The organism is Lactococcus protaetiae, from assembly GCF_006965445.1.
Lineage (GTDB): Bacteria > Bacillota > Bacilli > Lactobacillales > Streptococcaceae > Lactococcus > Lactococcus protaetiae.
Window position 1 is genome coordinate 1,827,393 of sequence record NZ_CP041356.1, and the last position, 16,638, is coordinate 1,844,030.

General features: G+C 38.1%; 16 protein-coding genes. 7 read left to right on the plus strand and 9 right to left on the minus strand.

Annotation, left to right across the window (positions count from 1 at the left end; all coding sequences use genetic code 11):
• Positions 1-3 precede the first annotated feature (3 nt).
• The 7 genes from FLP15_RS08770 to xerS all read left to right on the plus strand — a co-directional run bounded on the left by FLP15_RS08770 (position 4) and on the right by xerS (position 6,266).
• Positions 4-471 carry an 8-oxo-dGTP diphosphatase gene (locus FLP15_RS08770; RefSeq protein WP_142767482.1) on the plus strand — a complete coding sequence of 156 codons (468 nt, stop codon included), beginning with the start codon at positions 4-6 and terminating at the stop codon, positions 469-471.
• Positions 472-523: 52 nt separating this feature from the next.
• The gene (locus tag FLP15_RS08775; RefSeq protein WP_142766804.1) at positions 524-1,096 is read left to right on the plus strand and encodes a DNA-3-methyladenine glycosylase I; all 573 of its coding nucleotides are present in this window, start codon (positions 524-526) and stop codon (positions 1,094-1,096) included.
• Between the two features lie 90 nt (positions 1,097-1,186).
• Complete coding sequence (locus FLP15_RS08780) at positions 1,187-1,660, plus strand: VOC family protein (protein ID WP_142766805.1); 474 nt, start codon at positions 1,187-1,189, stop codon at positions 1,658-1,660.
• Positions 1,661-2,461: 801 nt separating this feature from the next.
• A complete protein-coding gene (locus tag FLP15_RS13170) occupies positions 2,462-2,617 on the plus strand; it encodes a hypothetical protein (protein ID WP_223804599.1) in 156 nt (51 codons plus the stop codon).
• Positions 2,618-2,769: 152 nt separating this feature from the next.
• Positions 2,770-3,702: a tRNA pseudouridine(55) synthase TruB gene (truB, locus tag FLP15_RS08790; RefSeq protein WP_142766806.1), complete on the plus strand. Its 933-nt coding sequence runs from the start codon at positions 2,770-2,772 to the stop codon at positions 3,700-3,702.
• A 203-nt stretch (positions 3,703-3,905) separates the two neighbouring features.
• Entirely contained in the window at positions 3,906-4,814 is a 909-nt protein-coding gene (locus FLP15_RS08795; protein WP_142767483.1) for a bifunctional riboflavin kinase/FAD synthetase, read from the plus strand.
• A gap of 381 nt (positions 4,815-5,195) precedes the next feature.
• Complete coding sequence (gene xerS, locus FLP15_RS08800; protein ID WP_142766807.1) at positions 5,196-6,266, plus strand: tyrosine recombinase XerS; 1,071 nt, start codon at positions 5,196-5,198, stop codon at positions 6,264-6,266.
• Between the two features lie 39 nt (positions 6,267-6,305).
• On the opposite strand, the gene FLP15_RS08805 is transcribed toward xerS, so the two are convergent.
• The 9 genes from FLP15_RS08805 to FLP15_RS08845 form a co-directional block, all read right to left on the minus strand.
• Complete coding sequence (locus tag FLP15_RS08805; RefSeq protein WP_142766808.1) at positions 6,306-6,980, minus strand: TMEM175 family protein; 675 nt, start codon at positions 6,978-6,980, stop codon at positions 6,306-6,308.
• Positions 6,964-7,341 carry a RidA family protein gene (locus FLP15_RS08810; RefSeq protein ID WP_142766809.1) on the minus strand — a complete coding sequence of 126 codons (378 nt, stop codon included), beginning with the start codon at positions 7,339-7,341 and terminating at the stop codon, positions 6,964-6,966. The genes FLP15_RS08805 and FLP15_RS08810 overlap by 17 nt, the downstream gene beginning before the upstream one ends.
• Before the next feature lie 36 nt (positions 7,342-7,377).
• Entirely contained in the window at positions 7,378-8,091 is a 714-nt protein-coding gene (budA, locus tag FLP15_RS08815; protein ID WP_142766810.1) for an acetolactate decarboxylase, read from the minus strand.
• A gap of 422 nt (positions 8,092-8,513) precedes the next feature.
• Positions 8,514-9,764, minus strand: a complete 1,251-nt coding sequence (gene ilvA, locus FLP15_RS08820) for a threonine ammonia-lyase IlvA (protein WP_142767484.1) — start codon at positions 9,762-9,764, stop codon at positions 8,514-8,516.
• A gap of 101 nt (positions 9,765-9,865) precedes the next feature.
• Positions 9,866-10,888, minus strand: coding sequence for a ketol-acid reductoisomerase (gene ilvC, locus FLP15_RS08825; protein WP_142766811.1), 1,023 nt, complete (start codon positions 10,886-10,888; stop codon positions 9,866-9,868).
• A gap of 238 nt (positions 10,889-11,126) precedes the next feature.
• Entirely contained in the window at positions 11,127-11,603 is a 477-nt protein-coding gene (gene ilvN / locus FLP15_RS08830; RefSeq protein WP_142766812.1) for an acetolactate synthase small subunit, read from the minus strand.
• Positions 11,596-13,344 carry an acetolactate synthase large subunit gene (locus FLP15_RS08835; RefSeq protein ID WP_142766813.1) on the minus strand — a complete coding sequence of 583 codons (1,749 nt, stop codon included), beginning with the start codon at positions 13,342-13,344 and terminating at the stop codon, positions 11,596-11,598. Before FLP15_RS08835 ends, ilvN begins: the two co-directional genes overlap by 8 nt.
• 240 nt (positions 13,345-13,584) lie before the next feature.
• Positions 13,585-15,297 (minus strand): dihydroxy-acid dehydratase, encoded by a 1,713-nt coding sequence (gene ilvD, locus FLP15_RS08840; RefSeq protein ID WP_142766814.1) that lies wholly within the window; start codon positions 15,295-15,297, stop codon positions 13,585-13,587.
• A 481-nt stretch (positions 15,298-15,778) separates the two neighbouring features.
• Entirely contained in the window at positions 15,779-16,588 is an 810-nt protein-coding gene (locus FLP15_RS08845; protein WP_142766815.1) for an ABC transporter ATP-binding protein, read from the minus strand.
• Between the last annotated feature and the right edge of the window lie 50 nt (positions 16,589-16,638).

Below are 16,638 nucleotides of genomic sequence, written 5' to 3' on the forward strand. Positions count from 1 at the left end.
GTGATGGGTAAGCACGAGCTTGAACAGGTTGAATTGACTAATATGTGTGCCATTATTGATGAAAAAAATCAGAAAGTTGTGGTGCAAAAACGGATAAAATCTTGGAAAGGCATTTCTTTTCCAGGGGGACACGTTGAAAAAGGAGAGGCACTCGTTCCTTCAACGATACGAGAGATTAAAGAAGAAACCGGTCTTGATATTTGTCATTTGAAGTTTTGTGGTGTGAAAGATTGGTTTGAAGTTGAGAAAAATAAGCGCTATATGGTTTTTCTTTTTGCGACAACTGAATTTTCCGGTGAACTTATCGGAAAAACAGACGAGGGAGCGGTTTATTGGGAAACGATTCAGCGCTTGCCTGAGTTGGATTTATCCTCTGGTTTTATTGAAATGGCAGAGATGATGTTGAAACAATCTTTTGCTGAATTTTGGTATGAAATCAATGATGACGATTGGATAAAGAAATTTTATTGATTTTACAGGAAAAATCAAATTACATAATAAAAATGATGTAAAGAGGTAGAGAATGACGGAAAAATCAAGATGTAACTGGTGCTTATCCTCTGACAAAATGATTCATTATCATGATACGTTTTGGGGAACGCCACTTCATGATGAACGAGAATTATTTGCCAAATTGGTCTTAGATATGAATCAGGCAGGGCTTTCTTGGAATACGATTTTGAATAAACAGGAAAATTTTTATGCGGCTTTTGATGATTTTGAGATTGAAAAAGTGGCGCAATATGACGAAGCGAAATTTGATGAACTCATGCAGAATGCAGGAATTATCCGAAATAAACTTAAAGTGCGGGCAGCGATTAATAATGCTCAGAGGGTACTTGAGATTCAGCAAGAATTTGGCGCTTTTGAAACTTATATCTGGTCTTTTACTGACGGAAAAGTCTGTCAGCACCACATTACTGACGAAAGTGAAGTTCCAGCTACTGACAGTTTATCAGACCGTGTCAGTAAGGATATGAAAAAGCGAGGTTTCAAATTTGTTGGCTCAACTGTGGTTTATGCCTATCTTCAGGCGATTGGGGTGATTAATGACCATGCGGAGTATTGCTTTAGGCAAAGAGAATTATTGGACTGAAACGCTTTCTTATGTTAGAATTAAAAGTGTCAGAATGACTAAATTTTCTGACTAAAATAAATATTTTCGTAAGAAAAGAAAGAGGTTACCATGGCAACTATCCATCCGTATCTCACCTTTAATAACACTAAGGAAACACTTGAATACTATAAAGAAGTTCTTGGTGCAACCAATGTTTCTCGTATGCCTGTGGCTCCTGCCCAAGCAGAGCAGTTTGGCGTACCAGCTGACAAAGCAGCTGACTTAACAATGCATTCACAATTTGATATTCTAGGTTCAACAGTAATGGCTGCTGACAACTTCATGCAGATGGAACCTTTAGTATATGATGCTGTTTCGATCCTCATTGACTTAAATTCAGAAGATGAAGCTGAAATGGAGAAAGCTGATGCATTCTGGAAAAAAGTTATAGACTCTGGTACTGTAAAAGTTAATCTTGCTTATGAAGAACAGTTTTGGGGTGGAAAAATGGGAGATTTTACTGACAAATATGGTGTTCGTTGGATGCTTCATGCTCAACCTTACTCAAAAATTGAGGCAATGTTAAGTGCTTCAGAACATTAATTTCATATACTATGAAAATTGAACCTGTCAGTGTACTGACAGGTTTTTTCGTTATTTTCTAGTTATTTTCTATGGGAAAAAAGGGACTGACAAAACTTGTTTTTTTGAAATAATGGTTAAAATTAAGTATAATACACTTATAGATGACATAGAAACAAGAATAATATTGACGATTAAAGGTTGAAAAGAGCGTAAGCTCTAAATGATTAATTTTTAGGCTACTCTACGAGTTTCATTTAAAAAGGGAAAGATAAATAATAAGGAGAAACTTTATGGCAAAACATATAAAGAAAAAGGAAAGTAAAAAGACAATAGGTCTAATAATCCTAGGGCATTACTTGTCATTGCAGTTGGTATTATTGCTTATCAGCTTTTTTACCCTCAAAATGTAGGCCCAAAAAGGAAGCTTCCTTCGCTCAAAGTAGCAAGAGCACAAATAAAAGTGAGAAAAAATCAAGTACAAAGCAAACTTCTGAATCTACAAGTTCACAAACTACTAATTCGTCATCAGAAGGCACCACATCTCCATCAAGCAGTCAGACAACGACACCTGCAAGTTGGAATGCACTTTCTGATGCGCAGCACGATGCGGTTTATGCGCAATGGGTTAATAATGCTCAAGGAAAATATGATATTTTTACAGGTGAAGCTTACCGAATTTATATTGTCAATGTTGGTTCAAACGGTGTTTCTGGTTATAGCGACCCTGTTAATGTTATTCAAAATACAGCTCGTGTTCAGGTCAATGCTGATGGAACCTACTATCTGCAAGTCGCTGATCCCACGCAGACAGGGCTTAGAATGATGCAAAATCCTTGGCCAGTCGTCAATTGGAAAACCAAAGAAACGTTGACTGGAGCGCAATTGTTTGCCAAATATGGAGCGAAAGCTTCACTTGCTACAGGCGCGGCGCAAATTCAGTCCGTAAAAAATACAACTGTTCCAACTGGTCAGTAATATGTGTCGCTGTCCAATCTGTGATATGATTTATTTTGAAAGTCTGAGATTCCCTCAGACTTTTTCTTTTCAGAAAATCTTCTGTCAGTGCTGACAGAAGATTTATAAGCCAAAAAGTGATTTTTCACACAAAAAATGCTATAATTTGCAAGATGAATGAAAATTTAAACGGTATTTTAAATATTTATAAAGAGGCGGGTTGGACATCTTTTGATGTTGTAGCAAAACTTCGTGGAATTTTAAAGATAAAAAAAATTGGGCACGGAGGAACACTCGATCCATCAGTAACGGGAGTTTTGCCAGTAGCTGTCGGACGTGCAACGCGATTGTTAGAATATATGGAAGCCGCAGGAAAAGTTTATGAAGGTGAAGTTACGATTGGATGGTCAACTGAAACCGAAGATGCTGACGGACAAATTGTCAGTAGAACGCCTGTTCTGTCAGCACTGACAGAAGACGAAATTGACGATGCGATGGCGACATTTGTTGGAAATATCCAGCAAATTCCACCGATGTACTCCGCTGTGAAGATCAATGGAAAAAAGTTGTACGAATATGCACGTAGCGGTCAGACAATTGAGCGTCCTGCACGCGAGATTACGATTTATGAATTCGTAAGAACATCCGCTCCCATTTTTGATGAAAAACAAGCGACAGTAAAGTTTAATTTTCGAGTGGCTTGTAGCAAAGGAACTTATATACGAACTTTAGCCGTAGATTTAGCCGAAAAATTAGGTTACGCGGGCCATATGTCACAACTGCAGCGTACAGCAGCAAATGGATTAAAAATTGAAAACGCAGTTACTCTAACTGAAATAGAGCAGGCAAAAGCAAATGATAATCTGTCAGCATTTCTCTTCCCTATTGAATATGCGGTGACAGATTTGACAAAAATTGAACTTACTGATGAGCAATTTGAAATGGCAATTGTTGGGAAAAAATTTGATGAAAGTCAATTTTCAACTCTGTCAGTGCTGACAGAACCAAGATTTGCGGCATTTTACAATGGTAAGTTAGTAGCGGTATATATGAAACACCCCGATAAAGAAGGGATTTGGAAGCCAAATAAAGTCTTATACAAGTGAGCTTATACTAGACTAGTTAAACTACACCAGATACACTTACTGTCCGTAAGCAAACAGACTAGAGCGAATAGATATGGAGTGTACTGATTCAGGCGATGTAGAGCAGAGTAAATGGACACTTAGTCGAACCTTGAGTTTGAGTATTCAGGGAATTTTTTTATGTAAAACTAAAAGATATTAGATAGCTATAAAAAGTGAGAATGATGAAAATATTAGAATTTGATGAAAATCTGAAATTTGACGAAGACCTTGTCTTAGTTTTAGGATATTTTGATGGCCTACATCGAGGACATCAAGCCCTTTTTAATGAAGCGCGAAAAGTGGCTACAGTGCTTAATTTAAAGATTGCAGTGCTAACTTTTCCTGAAAAACCTACATTAACTTTCGAAAAATTTGAACCAGAAATGCTTTTAAAATTGACTTCTGACAAGAAACGAGCAGAACTTTTTGCTGAGAATGGTGTAGATTACTTAATCTTCCAAGATTTTACTTCAAAATTTGCACATCAGACAGCCAATGAATTTTCAGAAAATGTTGTGATGAAGTTCAGGCCAAAAGTTGTAATCACTGGATTTGATTATACAACTGGTTCAGACATGAAAAATCTGAAAAGTACAGAGAATTATCGAGTGATTATTATTCCTGAGATTACGGATAACCAAGGGAAGATATCTTCTACCAGAATCCGAAAAGCAGTAGAAAACGGAGATATCGCTCAGGCTAATTCGCTTTTAGGCTATCCATACGAAACCTCAGGACTTGTTGTTCACGGATTTGCGCGCGGGCGTCAGCTTGGCTATCCCACTGCCAATTTGGTGATTAAAGATTATGTTCATATTCCAGCTGTAGGTGTCTATACCTGTGATGTCATTTTTGATGGTGAACGTCATCGTGGCTTTGCCTCGATTGGATATAACGACACTTTCAATGGTACAGAAAAAACGGTTGAAGTTCATATTTTTGATTTTAATGGAGAGATTTATGGAGAAAATTTGACCGTGCTTTGGCTGGATAAAATTCGAGATATGGTTAAATTTGACGATATTGACCATCTCATCGAACAAATGAAGGATGACGAGAATATCGCACGAAATTATAAAACCAAAAAGTAAATGTATGCTTGAGGTAAGATTGAGAGCGGCATAAAATATATTTATAAAATGTTCTAGAAGTAAAATGATATTAAATAGAGGTAAAAACCAAGCGATTAACTTGGTTTTTATTTTTAAAATAAATTAGAAATTTTGCTGATTAATCATTAGAAAAATAACAAATAAATTTAAAATTTAGAAACTAAAAAGATATTTATCATGATTGTATGAAGGAAGCAGGTGTAATTGTCATATCAAACAATAATTAATGAAAAAATGCTCAGTGTTTCAATAAAGGTTTGGTATATATCATTTGTGACATTTCGGCTCGTTTTATAACATCTTTCCGAAAAACTAAGATTTTCTTGACAAATATTCATTGCTTCTGATATACTTAAGGTTATGAAGCGTGAACAATTAGTACAAAATATTGAAAAATTAAAAAAGGTTATGCCTGACTATGTCCTAGAATATTATCAATCTAAGCTCGCAGTTCCTTATAGTCTTAATACTCTCTACGAATATCTCAAAGAATACGAACGTTTTTTTACTTGGTTAGTTGACTCCAATATTATTGACAATGATAAAGTTAGCGATATTCCTCTATCTGTCTTGGAAAATATTACTAAACGGGATATGGAATCTTTTATTCTATATCTTCGAGAACGGCCACGTTTGAATACTCACTCAACACAATACGGTGTCAGCCAAACGACGATTAACCGAACTTTATCAGCCTTATCGAGTCTTTACAAATATCTGACTGAGGAAGTCGAAAATGAGCATGGTGAACCCTACTTCTATCGTAATGTAATGAAAAAAGTGCAAACGAAGAAAAAACCTGAGACCTTATCAGCTCGTGCAGAAAACATTAAAGGCAAGCTTTTCTTAGGAGATGAAACACAAGGTTTTCTTGACTATATTGATATGGAATATGAAAAAACACTCTCTAATCGAGCGTTATCAAGTTTTCAGAAGAATAAAGAACGTGATTTAGGAATTATTGCATTGATTTTAGCTTCAGGTATTCGACTTTCTGAGGCAGTTAATGTTGATTTGAGAGATTTACATCTTAACAATATGGTGATTGAAGTTACGCGCAAAGGGGGAAAGCGGGATGCAGTAAATGTTGCACCTTTTGCAAAGAGTTACTTGGAGAGATATTTAGAAATTAGAGAAAAACGATACAAAACAATGAAAAAGGATCTTGCATTATTTGTTACATTATATCGAGGAATGCCAAGTAGAATTGACGCTTCAAGCGTTGAAAAATTAGTTGCTAAATATTCTCAGGCCTTTAAAATTCGAGTCACACCACATAAACTCAGACATACTCTCGCCACACGCTTATATGCTCAAACAAACTCGCAAGTTCTTGTTAGTCATCAATTAGGTCATGCTTCTACTCAGGTCACTGACCTTTACACGCATATCATTGATGAGGAACAGAAAAATGCCTTAGATAGTCTTTGAGAAATGATAATAAAAACTCTGTCAACAATGACAGAGTTTTTATTGATTGACTCCTTTTTCGATTTGACGGTCAGGGACCGCCCACGGTAATAAACTAGCTATAACTCCTGCTATTACGATAAAAGGAATTGAAAAGACAAGACAGATAGCTAAACTAATCATAAGTATTCCAATTGACCAAACAGCTTTCCAAAACCAACGTGCATCTCGCATTCGATTGAACAAACCTTGCTGCTTATAAACTCCAATCGCTAAGATATTAAAAGCGATATCCACTAATAAACAGTTTAGTCCATAAAGTATTTCGGGCATTTGTTCTGCAGGATATTGAGAAAGCCAAGCTGTCGAAAAAGGAAGAAAACTTGTAAAAAATAGCAAAGCCATATTCCACCACAATATTCGTCCAGAAACACGTTCTAATAAATAGAAAATATGATGATGGTTGTTCCAATAAATTGCGATAGTTATGAAGCTGACAAAATAAGTAAAAAAGACAAATTTCAAATCCATCAGCGCTGACAAAGAGGGACCAGAGGGAGTTTTAAGCTCCAAAACCATGATTGTAATTAGAATTGCAAACACACCATCAGAGAAGGCGTTAATCCGCTCATTTGACATACTAATCGTTCCTTTCGTTTGGAAATAGAGTTCTGACAAGTTTCTGTCAGTACTGACAGCGTGTTTGTAAGTTCTATTTTTACCGAATTTCAGCAATTATTTCAATTTCGACAAGTGCTTCTTTGGGCAAACCAGCTACACCAACAGCTGAACGTGCTGGAAACATACTTCCAAAGGCTTGGGCATAGACGGTATTGAATTTAGCAAAGTCATTAATATTTTTTAAAAAACAAGTCGTTTTGACTACATGGTCAAAATCTGACCCAGCAGCTTCTAAAAGCGCACTAATATTTTTCATCACTTGTTCGGTTTGAAGTTCGATGGTATCACCAACGATTTCTCCAGTGGTAGGGCTCAATGCAATTTGTCCAGAGGCAAAGAGCAAACCATTGACAATCTTCCCTTGAACATAAGGTCCGATTGCGGCAGGTGCATGAGGTGTAGAAATAGTATCCATAATATCTTCTTCTTCTTTAGTTTCTAGGAACTGAGTTTATCCTTCAGCAACATCAATATCTTTTTTGAGTGACTCAATGTCAAGATTGGCAAATAAGAACTTACGGTCTTGTACTGGAAATGATTGATTCAATTGGTCAATCGCACCAATTTCAACCGTACCGTTTTCTATCACAAAGTCCAAAACATGACCTCCAAATGCAAAATCATCACTAATAAAATGTAAATGATATCCTGCTACACTAACACCATGAAACATTTCAGGTGTCCAAATGCCGACAATCGTCCCTTTAACGTTTTCTTCAAAGTATTCAGGCTGATGTTGTGAAACTTCAACAAATTTTGTTCCTTCTTTAGCACGAGGAATCATCCGCACGTGCATTTTAGAAAACTCTCCTTTAATTTTAATTGAACGAAATAAATTTTGTCCATCAAAATAACTTTCGATTCTTTCTTCTAGTTCTTTGTCTGTAGCAGTGAAGCGTTGTTTAAAAATAACTTCCGCTTGATGAGGAACAACAGCTGCATAAGGAACAGTTACATCATCTCCCAACTCCACAATGGTCTTATCTCCTTTAGCCTGATAAGCTTTCCCATCAAGAACAATCAGCTCACCATCAATTGAATCCAATGTTCCAACTCCCAAATTACCATGCTTGAGTAATTCACCAATGGTCATTGTGCCTTCATAAAGGCCTGCCATTAAGGCGCCAAGTGTGTTATATTGAAAAAGTTGTGTGATTTCTGTCATTATTTTATTTCCTCATTTTTTAATTAAATTTCAATTCTTGTTTAGTAGCATAGCCCAAAGACTTGCTAAGTTAAAGTGAACTATTATCACTTAAATTATACCAAATTTTTAGTGATTTGAAAGAATTGGAAATTTTTCATAAAACAAATGAAGTCAAGACTTATTCAGTGGGAGTTTCGTAAAACATTTGTCCATTTTCTCTAGTCGCTGAAGCGACTGATAAAAGGGCAACTCCCCACTGAATTTAAGGTACAACCTCACATCTTCGATATGAGGTCACCTTGTCCAAGAAGCCTAGGCGCTAAAAGCGCCAACGCCCTATGGCAGTCGGACGAAATTCAAAGCTTAGTGCTGCTTTATCCTCTACCTAAGAGGGAGGGGGATTAGCACGCACTTGCTTTGATAAACAACAGATATGTCTCTCAGACTAATAATTCATACAGGCTCTCATTTCCGTGTAAATTAACGTAACGACTATCAAATTGTTCGATTCTCTCGATGAGTGAATCATAGTCGTCTGGGTGAGCGAGTAAAATACCAACAAGACAAGGCCCTTTTCCTTTATCTGCTCGTTTGATGTATTCAAAACGCGTGATATCATCGTTTGGTCCTAAAATATCACTTACAAAAGTACGCAAAGCACCAGGTCTTTGAGGAAAATTAATCACAAAATAATGTTTTAAACCTTCATAAACCAATGCTCTTTCTTCAATTTCTTGCATACGGCTAATATCGTTGTTTCCGCCACTGATAATGCAAACGACGTTTTTACCTTTTATCTCATCTTTAATCAATTCTAAAGCAGCGACAGATGTCGCTCCAGCAGGTTCTGCGACAATACCTAATTTAGAATAAAGCTCTAAAATCGTTTGTGAAATTAATCCTTCATCAACAGCAAGGAGTTGTTTTACTTTGTCTTTGATGGCGTCATAGGTTTTTTCACCAACGGTAGCAACGGCAATCCCATCAGCAAATTTATCAATGTGTTCCAAAGTTATTGGTCTTCCAGAGTTAAAAGCAGCTTTCATACTCATTGCTCCTTTTGCTTCTACACCAATTATCTCTACTTCTGGATGAACCTCATTAGCATATGTCGTAATCCCTGCAATTAATCCTCCTCCGCCAATCTGCACCAAAATTTTATCAAACTTAACCTTAAGCTCTTGAGCTTGAGAAAAAATTTCTAATGCCACCGTTCCTTGACCTGCAATAACATTTTCATCATTAAAAGGGTCAATGAAAGGTTTTTCTTGATTTTGAGAAAAAAGTTTTGCGGCTTTAGCAGATTCATCAAAAGTATCACCAATCAAGCGAATATCAACATGATTTCCTCCAAAAAACTTGACCTGAGAAATTTTTTGATTAGGTGTTGTTACTGGCATAAAAATAATTGCGTCAATATTTAGTTGATTCGCAGCAAAGGCAACACCTTGTGCATGATTTCCTGCACTAGCGCATACTACACCTCGTGAACGTTGCTCGTCACTTAATTTACTGATTGAATAATAAGCACCTCGTAATTTAAAAGAACGTACTTTTTGTAAATTTTCTTCTTTTAGATAAATATTTGCTTGGTATTTATCGGATAAGTATGGGTCCAATTGTAGCGGAGTCTTGGTAACAATTGGTTTTAACACCTCATATGCAGATTCAACTTCTTTAGCACTTAACATCTTTGTCATTCCTCCACAAAAGCGGCGCATAATGCACCGCTGGTTATTTCTTGTCTTTTATTAGCCGTTCTAGCATAGTTGAACTTTAAATCGGAACAAGACTATTGATAAATCTTGAACGCGTCATCATCTCCTGATTGGGTAAATGGCATTGCTTTGCGGAGTTCAGCACCGATTTTTTCAATTTCAAGATTTTTGGCAGCTTCACGATAGGCTGTCAATTTTGGACGACCAGCTTTGAAATCATCTACGAAATCTTGTGCAAATTTTCCAGACTGAATATCAGCGAGGACGAGCTTCATATTTGCTTTGACTTCATCAGTGATGATACGTGGTCCTGTCACATAGTCACCAAATTCAGCGGTGTTAGAGATGGATTGACGCATTTTTGTAAATCCACCTTCATACATAAGGTCGACAATCAATTTCATTTCATGTAAAACTTCAAAATAAGCTAATTCACCAGCGTAGCCAGCTTCAGTCAATGTTTCAAAGCCAGCTTCAACAAGTGCTGTCAACCCACCACAAAGGACAGCTTGTTCACCAAAAAGGTCTTCCTCAGTTTCCTCTTTGAATGTTGTTTCAATAATTCCAACGCGTGCACAACCAATTCCTTTTGCCCAATCCATTGCAATGTCACGAGCATGACCTGTTGCATCTTGATGAGAAACGAACAAAGCAGGTGTACCGAAGCCTTCAGTATAAGTCCGTCGAACAAGATGGCCAGGTGCTTTAGGTGCAACCATGAATACATCTACATTTTCTGGTACTTTGATATAACCAAAATGAATATTAAAACCATGTGCAAATCCAAGTGCTGAACCAGCTTTTAAATTGGGTTTAATGTCATTTTCATAAATAGATTGTTGAAGCTCATCAGGCGCAAGAACCATGATAACATCAGCTTTTTTGACAGCTTCTCCCACTTCATAAGTATTAAAACCATCTTCTTTTGCTTTATCAAAGGATTTACCATGACGAACCCCGATAATTACATCATGACCGCTATCACGTAAATTTTGTGCATGAGCGTGTCCCTGTGAACCGTAGCCAACAATTGCAATTTTTTTACCTGCAAGTGCTGCAACTTCTACATCTTCTTCATAATACATTGTAACTGCCATTTTAATTTCCTCTTTTTCTTTTCATACTTCGTCATATAAGGTCAACTCTATCTTTTGTTTAACAGCTTTTGAAATTTGAAAGCAGAGTTGCTTTTGTGACTTTATTTTATTTTTCTGTCAGTATACTGACAGAAATATTAGCTTAGCTAATATTTCCTTTATCTGATTGATTCAATGCTCGCGTTAGTCGCATTGAACTGACAGAAATTTTTAACTTTGACAGAACTGTCAAAATGCTCTATCCTCTTTCAAAGCCTGCTGAACCTGTTCTTGCCATCCTTATAATACCGTAAGGAATCAAGATGTCTATTAAAGCATCAATTTTATCCGAATCACCTGTGAGTTGAATTGTGACATTTTCACGATTCACATCAACAACATTAACTCGAAAAGGATCTATCATGGTGAAGATTTCAGCTCGTCTTTCGGGAGGAGCTGAAACTTTTATGAGGACTACTTCGCGTGCTACGTGTGGTAAATCAGTAATATCAGCAACTTCAATCACATCAATTAACCGATTGAGCTGTTTGATAATTTGCTCTATTTCTCCAAGTGAGTCTACTTCAACAACAAAAGTTGTATGTGTGAGTTCTTGATTTTCTGTAACACCAGCAGAAATACTGATGATGTTGACCTGTCTGCGATTTAAAACCGCAGTAAATCGATTCAAAATTCCCGTCACATTATGAAGTCTGGCAATAATCATTCTACGCATGATTTACCTCCTCTGAAGCTCCAGTGATTGCATCAGTTCCATCAGTGAAATACACTCCTAAAATTTCATCATTATGGGCTCCAGCAGGTACCATTGGTAGAACTTGCTCCGCTTGTGAAATATTAATTTCAATCAACATCGGCACATCTTCGGATAGAACCTTGAGTTCCTCAGACAAAGTTGTAGGATCCTCCAATTTTAAATGCTTGATTCCATAGGCTTCAGCAAGTAATTGAAAGTTAGGTTCTGCATCAAAAACAGACTGGCTTCGTCGTTCATCATAAAAGGACTCTTGCCATTGACGTACCATTCCTAGCGAATGATTATTCACTAAGACAACTTTGATTGGGATATGATAACCATTGAGTAAGGCAAGTTCTTGATTCGTCATCTGAAAACCACCGTCGCCGACAAAAAGAATAACATTTTTTTCGGGATGTGCCAATTTTGCACCAATAGCAGCGGGAACACCAAATCCCATCGTTCCCATCCCACCTGATGTAATCAGTTGACGTGGATTTTTATAGGGATAATACTGAGCAGCCCACATTTGATGCTGACCGACATCTGTCACAATGATTGCATCACCGTCAGTGTACTGACCAATCCATTCAATCGCTTGTTGTGGACGTATGAAATCGTTAACTTTACCATAACTAAATGGCGCACGATGTTTATTTTCAAGAACATGTGCTGTCCATTCATCAAAATCTGTGGCTACTCTGTCAGCACTGACAAGAATTTGTAGCGCCTCCTTCAAATCACTGACAATGGGGATCTGAGTTTTGACGATTTTTCCAAGCTCTGCTGGGTCAATATCAATATGTGCAACAACAGCATTTTCAGCAAAACGAGTAGGATTTGACACCAAACGGTCATCAAAACGCGAACCAAAATTAATGATATAGTCTGCCTCGACCAACGCCATATTGGAGGCATAAGAACCATGCATTCCACCCATCCCTAATTGCAGAGGATTCTCAATCGGCACCGTTCCAAGTCCAAGTAAAGTCGACACCACAGGGATACGATATTTATCAATAAAAGCGCGTAATTCCTCTGTTGCCTCAGCATAATTTATCCCACCACCAGCAATGACAAGTGGTTTTTTACTGACAGAAAGTTGTGTCAGCAGTTTTGATAGCTGATTTTTGTCAGCGTGTTCTGTCGCATGATAATTTGGTAAATTAATTTTAGGATCGTTAATTTCAGTGACTTCGATTGTTGAAACATCTTTTGGCAAATCAATCTCAACAGGCCCAGGACGACCTGTATGCGCTAAATAATAAGCCTCTGTTACAATTCTTGGAATATCAGCTGTATCTCGGATTTGGTAACTATACTTAGTAATTGGTGCAGTGATACCAACGGTATCAGCCTCTTGAAAGGCGTCTTTACCAATTGAAGCACGTCCCACCTGACCTGTAAAAACAAGTAGTGGCACTGAATCCAAGTAGGCATCCGCAATACCAGTCACAGTATTTGTTGCACCAGGACCACTCGTTACGACCACAACACCAACCTTTCCAGAAGATTTAGCATAACCCTCTGCCTCATGAACGGCACCTTGCTCATGGCGAGCCAGAATATGCTGGATGCCCTCAAAGCCATGAATTGCATCATATAAAGGAAGCATTGCACCACCAGGATATCCAAATATGATATCTACTCCAAGGTCTTTTAGAGTTTCAAGGACTAATTGAGAGCCAGATTTAGCAGTTTTTAACTTTATTTTTTTCATTCAATCCTTCCTAATGAAGTCAAGACTTATTCAGTGGGAGTTTCGTAAAACATTTGTCCATTTTCTCTAGTCGCTGAAGCGACTGATAAAAGGGCAACTCGCCGCTGAATTTAGTCGGACGAAATTCAAAGCTTAGTGCTGCTTTATCTCCGACCTAAGAGGTCGGAGTATTAGCACGCACTTGTTTTGATAAACTAATTGTAGCTCAGATTAATAATATCACTGGTCTGAACTGTATTTTCATAAATCCGTCACACAGCCCTCACTAGCAGGTCGTGTCAGTTTTGCAAATTTTGCGAGTACACCGCGTCTTGCTTTGGGTAATGGACGCACGTATGCTGCGCGGCGTCGTGCGATTTCCTCATCATCCACTTTCAATGTGATTGTGTTGTGAGTAGCATCAATTTCGATGATATCATCGTCTTCGACTAAACCAATCAATCCACCTTCAACGGCTTCAGGAACGATGTGTCCAACGACAAATCCGTGTGTTCCACCAGAGAAGCGTCCGTCAGTAATGAGCGCGCAAGATTTACCTAAACCAGCTCCTATCAGCGCTGACGTTGGTTTGAGCATTTCAGGCATTCCTGGCCCACCGACAGGACCAATATTGCGAATGACCGCAACATCGCCTGCGTGCAACCGTCCAGACTCAATCCCGTCAATGAAATGTTGCTCACCATCAAAGACACGTGCCGTTCCTTTGAAAAACTCGCCTTCTTTACCAGAAATTTTCGCGACAGAACCGCCTTCGGCGAGGTTGCCATATAAAATTTGCAAATGTCCTGTTGCTTTGATTGGGTCAGAGAGCGGGTGCATGATATCTTGATTTTCAAAGTCCAAATCAAGCGCATTTTCTACATTTTCAGCTAAAGTTTTACCTGTAACTGTCAAACACTCTCCGTGAAGTTTACCTTCTTTGAGCAAATATTTGAGAACGGCAGGCACACCACCAATCTTGTGCAAGTCTTCCATCATGTATTTTCCACTTGGCTTAAAATCACCAAGAACAGGGGTCACATCCGAAATTCTCTGGAAATCGTCTTGCGTAATTTCAACACCGATTGCATTTGCCATTGCAATGATATGCAGTACCGCATTAGTCGAGCCACCAAGCACCATGACAATCGTAATCGCGTTTTCAAAGGCTTCTTTAGTCATGATATCGCTTGGTTTAATATCTTTTTCAAGCAAATTTTTGATGGCCGCACCGATTTCATCACACTCTTCTTGTTTCTCTGGGCTGATTGCGGGATTTGATGCAGAATATGGCAAGCTCATGCCGAGTGTCTCAATCGCTGATGCCAATGTATTTGCCGTGTACATTCCACCGCAAGCTCCGGCTCCCGGAATTGCATTTTTGATACAGCCATGATAGTCTTCCTCAGAGATATTGCCTGTAATTTTTTGTCCCAAAGCTTCAAAAGCTGAAACAATGTTTAGCTTTTCGCCTTTGTATTCACCGTGTTCTATCGTTCCACCGTAAACCATGATCGATGGACGGTTAAGCCGTGCCATGCCAATAATCGAACCTGGCATATTTTTGTCACAGCCTGGTACAGCAATAATCGCATCATAGTATTCAGCACCAGCATTGGTCTCAATACTGTCAGCGATGACTTCACGACTGACGAGGCTGTATCTCATTCCGAGTTTACCATTGGCAATCCCGTCAGAGACACCGATTGTATGAAATTGCAAACCGATTAGTCCCTCTGTTTGATTGACAGAGGCTTTGATTTTCCCGCCCAGTGTGCCAAGGTGCATGTTACAAGGATTTCCGTCCCAATCCATGCTGACAATGCCGACTTGAGCTTTCTTGAAATCTTCGTCTTTAAAACCGATACCGTAGTACATGGCTTGAGTTGCTGGTTGAGTAGGATCTTGGGTTAGTGTTTTTGAGTATTTGTTGAGTTCGATAGTCTCTGTTTTACCATTGTATTTGAATTCCACTGATTATCTACCTTCTTAGAAATTTTTAATAGAGCTATTTTATCATTAAAATATAGAAAATTCAATAATTTATCAGAAAATTCGATATAATACATAAAATAAAATTTTATCGAAGCAAGTGCGTGCTATCTCCGCCCTTTGGGCTACGCTGTCGATGCTCGCTAAGGCGCTGAAGCGCCTAGTCGCAATCGCAACACCCTACCTAGGTGTAACAACTAGCATATCCGTAAGTTGCTAAAGCAACAACGGCTATCCTATCTTAGGTAGGGGATGAAGCAGCACTAACTTTGAATTTCGTCCGACTGCCATAGGGCGTTGGCGCTTTTAGCGCCTAGGATTCTTGGACAAGGTGACCTCATATCGAAGATGTGAGGTTGTACCTTAAATTCAGTGGGGAGTTGCCCTTTTATCAGTCGCTTCAGCGACTAGAGAAAAGGGACAAATGTTTTACGAAACTCCCACTGAATAAGTCTTGACTTTATTATTCGCTATTTATCTTAAAATTATAGTTTGTTGGCTTAGGAATAACAAAATATTTATGATGAATCTGGTGAATTTCTATATTTTCTTGATAAAAATCTGAGAGTATCTTTTCGTTGAGCAAGTCTTTTTTCACTCCAGCTTGAATAACCTGCCCTTCTCTTAGGAGAAGCAAATGGGTAAAATCTTCGCTAATCTCATCAGGATGGTGGGTGATATAAATCATTGTTGGAGACTTGTCTAAATTTTTTATTTGATGAAGTTGAAGTTGTAATTTCTCTTTAGCGAACAGGTCTAATCCATTCGTCGCTTCATCTAAAATTAAAATTTCAGGGTTTAAAATCAAACTTCTGGCGATCAATAACAACTGCTTTTCACCTTGGGAAAGCGTTCCGTAAGTGCGACCAATAAGATGTTCTGCACCAATTGATTTGAGTAAATCGCGCCCCTCATCTAGCTCCTGATTGGTATAAGGTTTATACAGCATACTAGAGTTAAATTTCCCTGTATAAACTAAGTTCTCTGCTTTTATTGTTGAGCTAAATCGCTCTGCAATAAAAGAACCAACAACACTGACTCGTTTTCTAAGACGTGGGATTTCATCGACACCAAACTTGATACCCAATACAGAAATATCACCCGATGTTTTCCATTCTTCAGCTAAAATGAGCTTGAGTAAACTTGATTTCCCTGAGCCATTTAAACCCAGTATTGACCAATTCTCGCCTTGATTGACCTGCCAGTTGATATTTCTTAGAATTTGCTTTTTTCCACGAACGAGATTAACGTTCTTGAAGTTAATAATTGTCATATAAACTCCGCTTTATCGAAGCAAGTGAGTGCTATCTCCACCTTGTGGTT

Coding starts and splice junctions, on each gene's coding strand:
- FLP15_RS08770 (WP_142767482.1), top strand. CDS start 4: ATGGGTAAGCACGAGCTTGAACAGGTTGAATTGACTAATATGTGTGCC.
- FLP15_RS08775 (WP_142766804.1), top strand. CDS start 524: ATGACGGAAAAATCAAGATGTAACTGGTGCTTATCCTCTGACAAAATG.
- FLP15_RS08780 (WP_142766805.1), top strand. CDS start 1,187: ATGGCAACTATCCATCCGTATCTCACCTTTAATAACACTAAGGAAACA.
- FLP15_RS13170 (WP_223804599.1), top strand. CDS start 2,462: ATGATGCAAAATCCTTGGCCAGTCGTCAATTGGAAAACCAAAGAAACG.
- truB (WP_142766806.1), top strand. CDS start 2,770: ATGAATGAAAATTTAAACGGTATTTTAAATATTTATAAAGAGGCGGGT.
- FLP15_RS08795 (WP_142767483.1), top strand. CDS start 3,906: ATGAAAATATTAGAATTTGATGAAAATCTGAAATTTGACGAAGACCTT.
- xerS (WP_142766807.1), top strand. CDS start 5,196: ATGAAGCGTGAACAATTAGTACAAAATATTGAAAAATTAAAAAAGGTT.
- FLP15_RS08810 (WP_142766809.1), bottom strand. CDS start 7,341: ATGGATACTATTTCTACACCTCATGCACCTGCCGCAATCGGACCTTAT.
- budA (WP_142766810.1), bottom strand. CDS start 8,091: ATGACAGAAATCACACAACTTTTTCAATATAACACACTTGGCGCCTTA.
- ilvA (WP_142767484.1), bottom strand. CDS start 9,764: ATGTTAAGTGCTAAAGAAGTTGAATCTGCATATGAGGTGTTAAAACCA.
- ilvC (WP_142766811.1), bottom strand. CDS start 10,888: ATGGCAGTTACAATGTATTATGAAGAAGATGTAGAAGTTGCAGCACTT.
- ilvN (WP_142766812.1), bottom strand. CDS start 11,603: ATGCGTAGAATGATTATTGCCAGACTTCATAATGTGACGGGAATTTTG.
- FLP15_RS08835 (WP_142766813.1), bottom strand. CDS start 13,344: ATGAAAAAAATAAAGTTAAAAACTGCTAAATCTGGCTCTCAATTAGTC.
- FLP15_RS08845 (WP_142766815.1), bottom strand. CDS start 16,588: ATGACAATTATTAACTTCAAGAACGTTAATCTCGTTCGTGGAAAAAAG.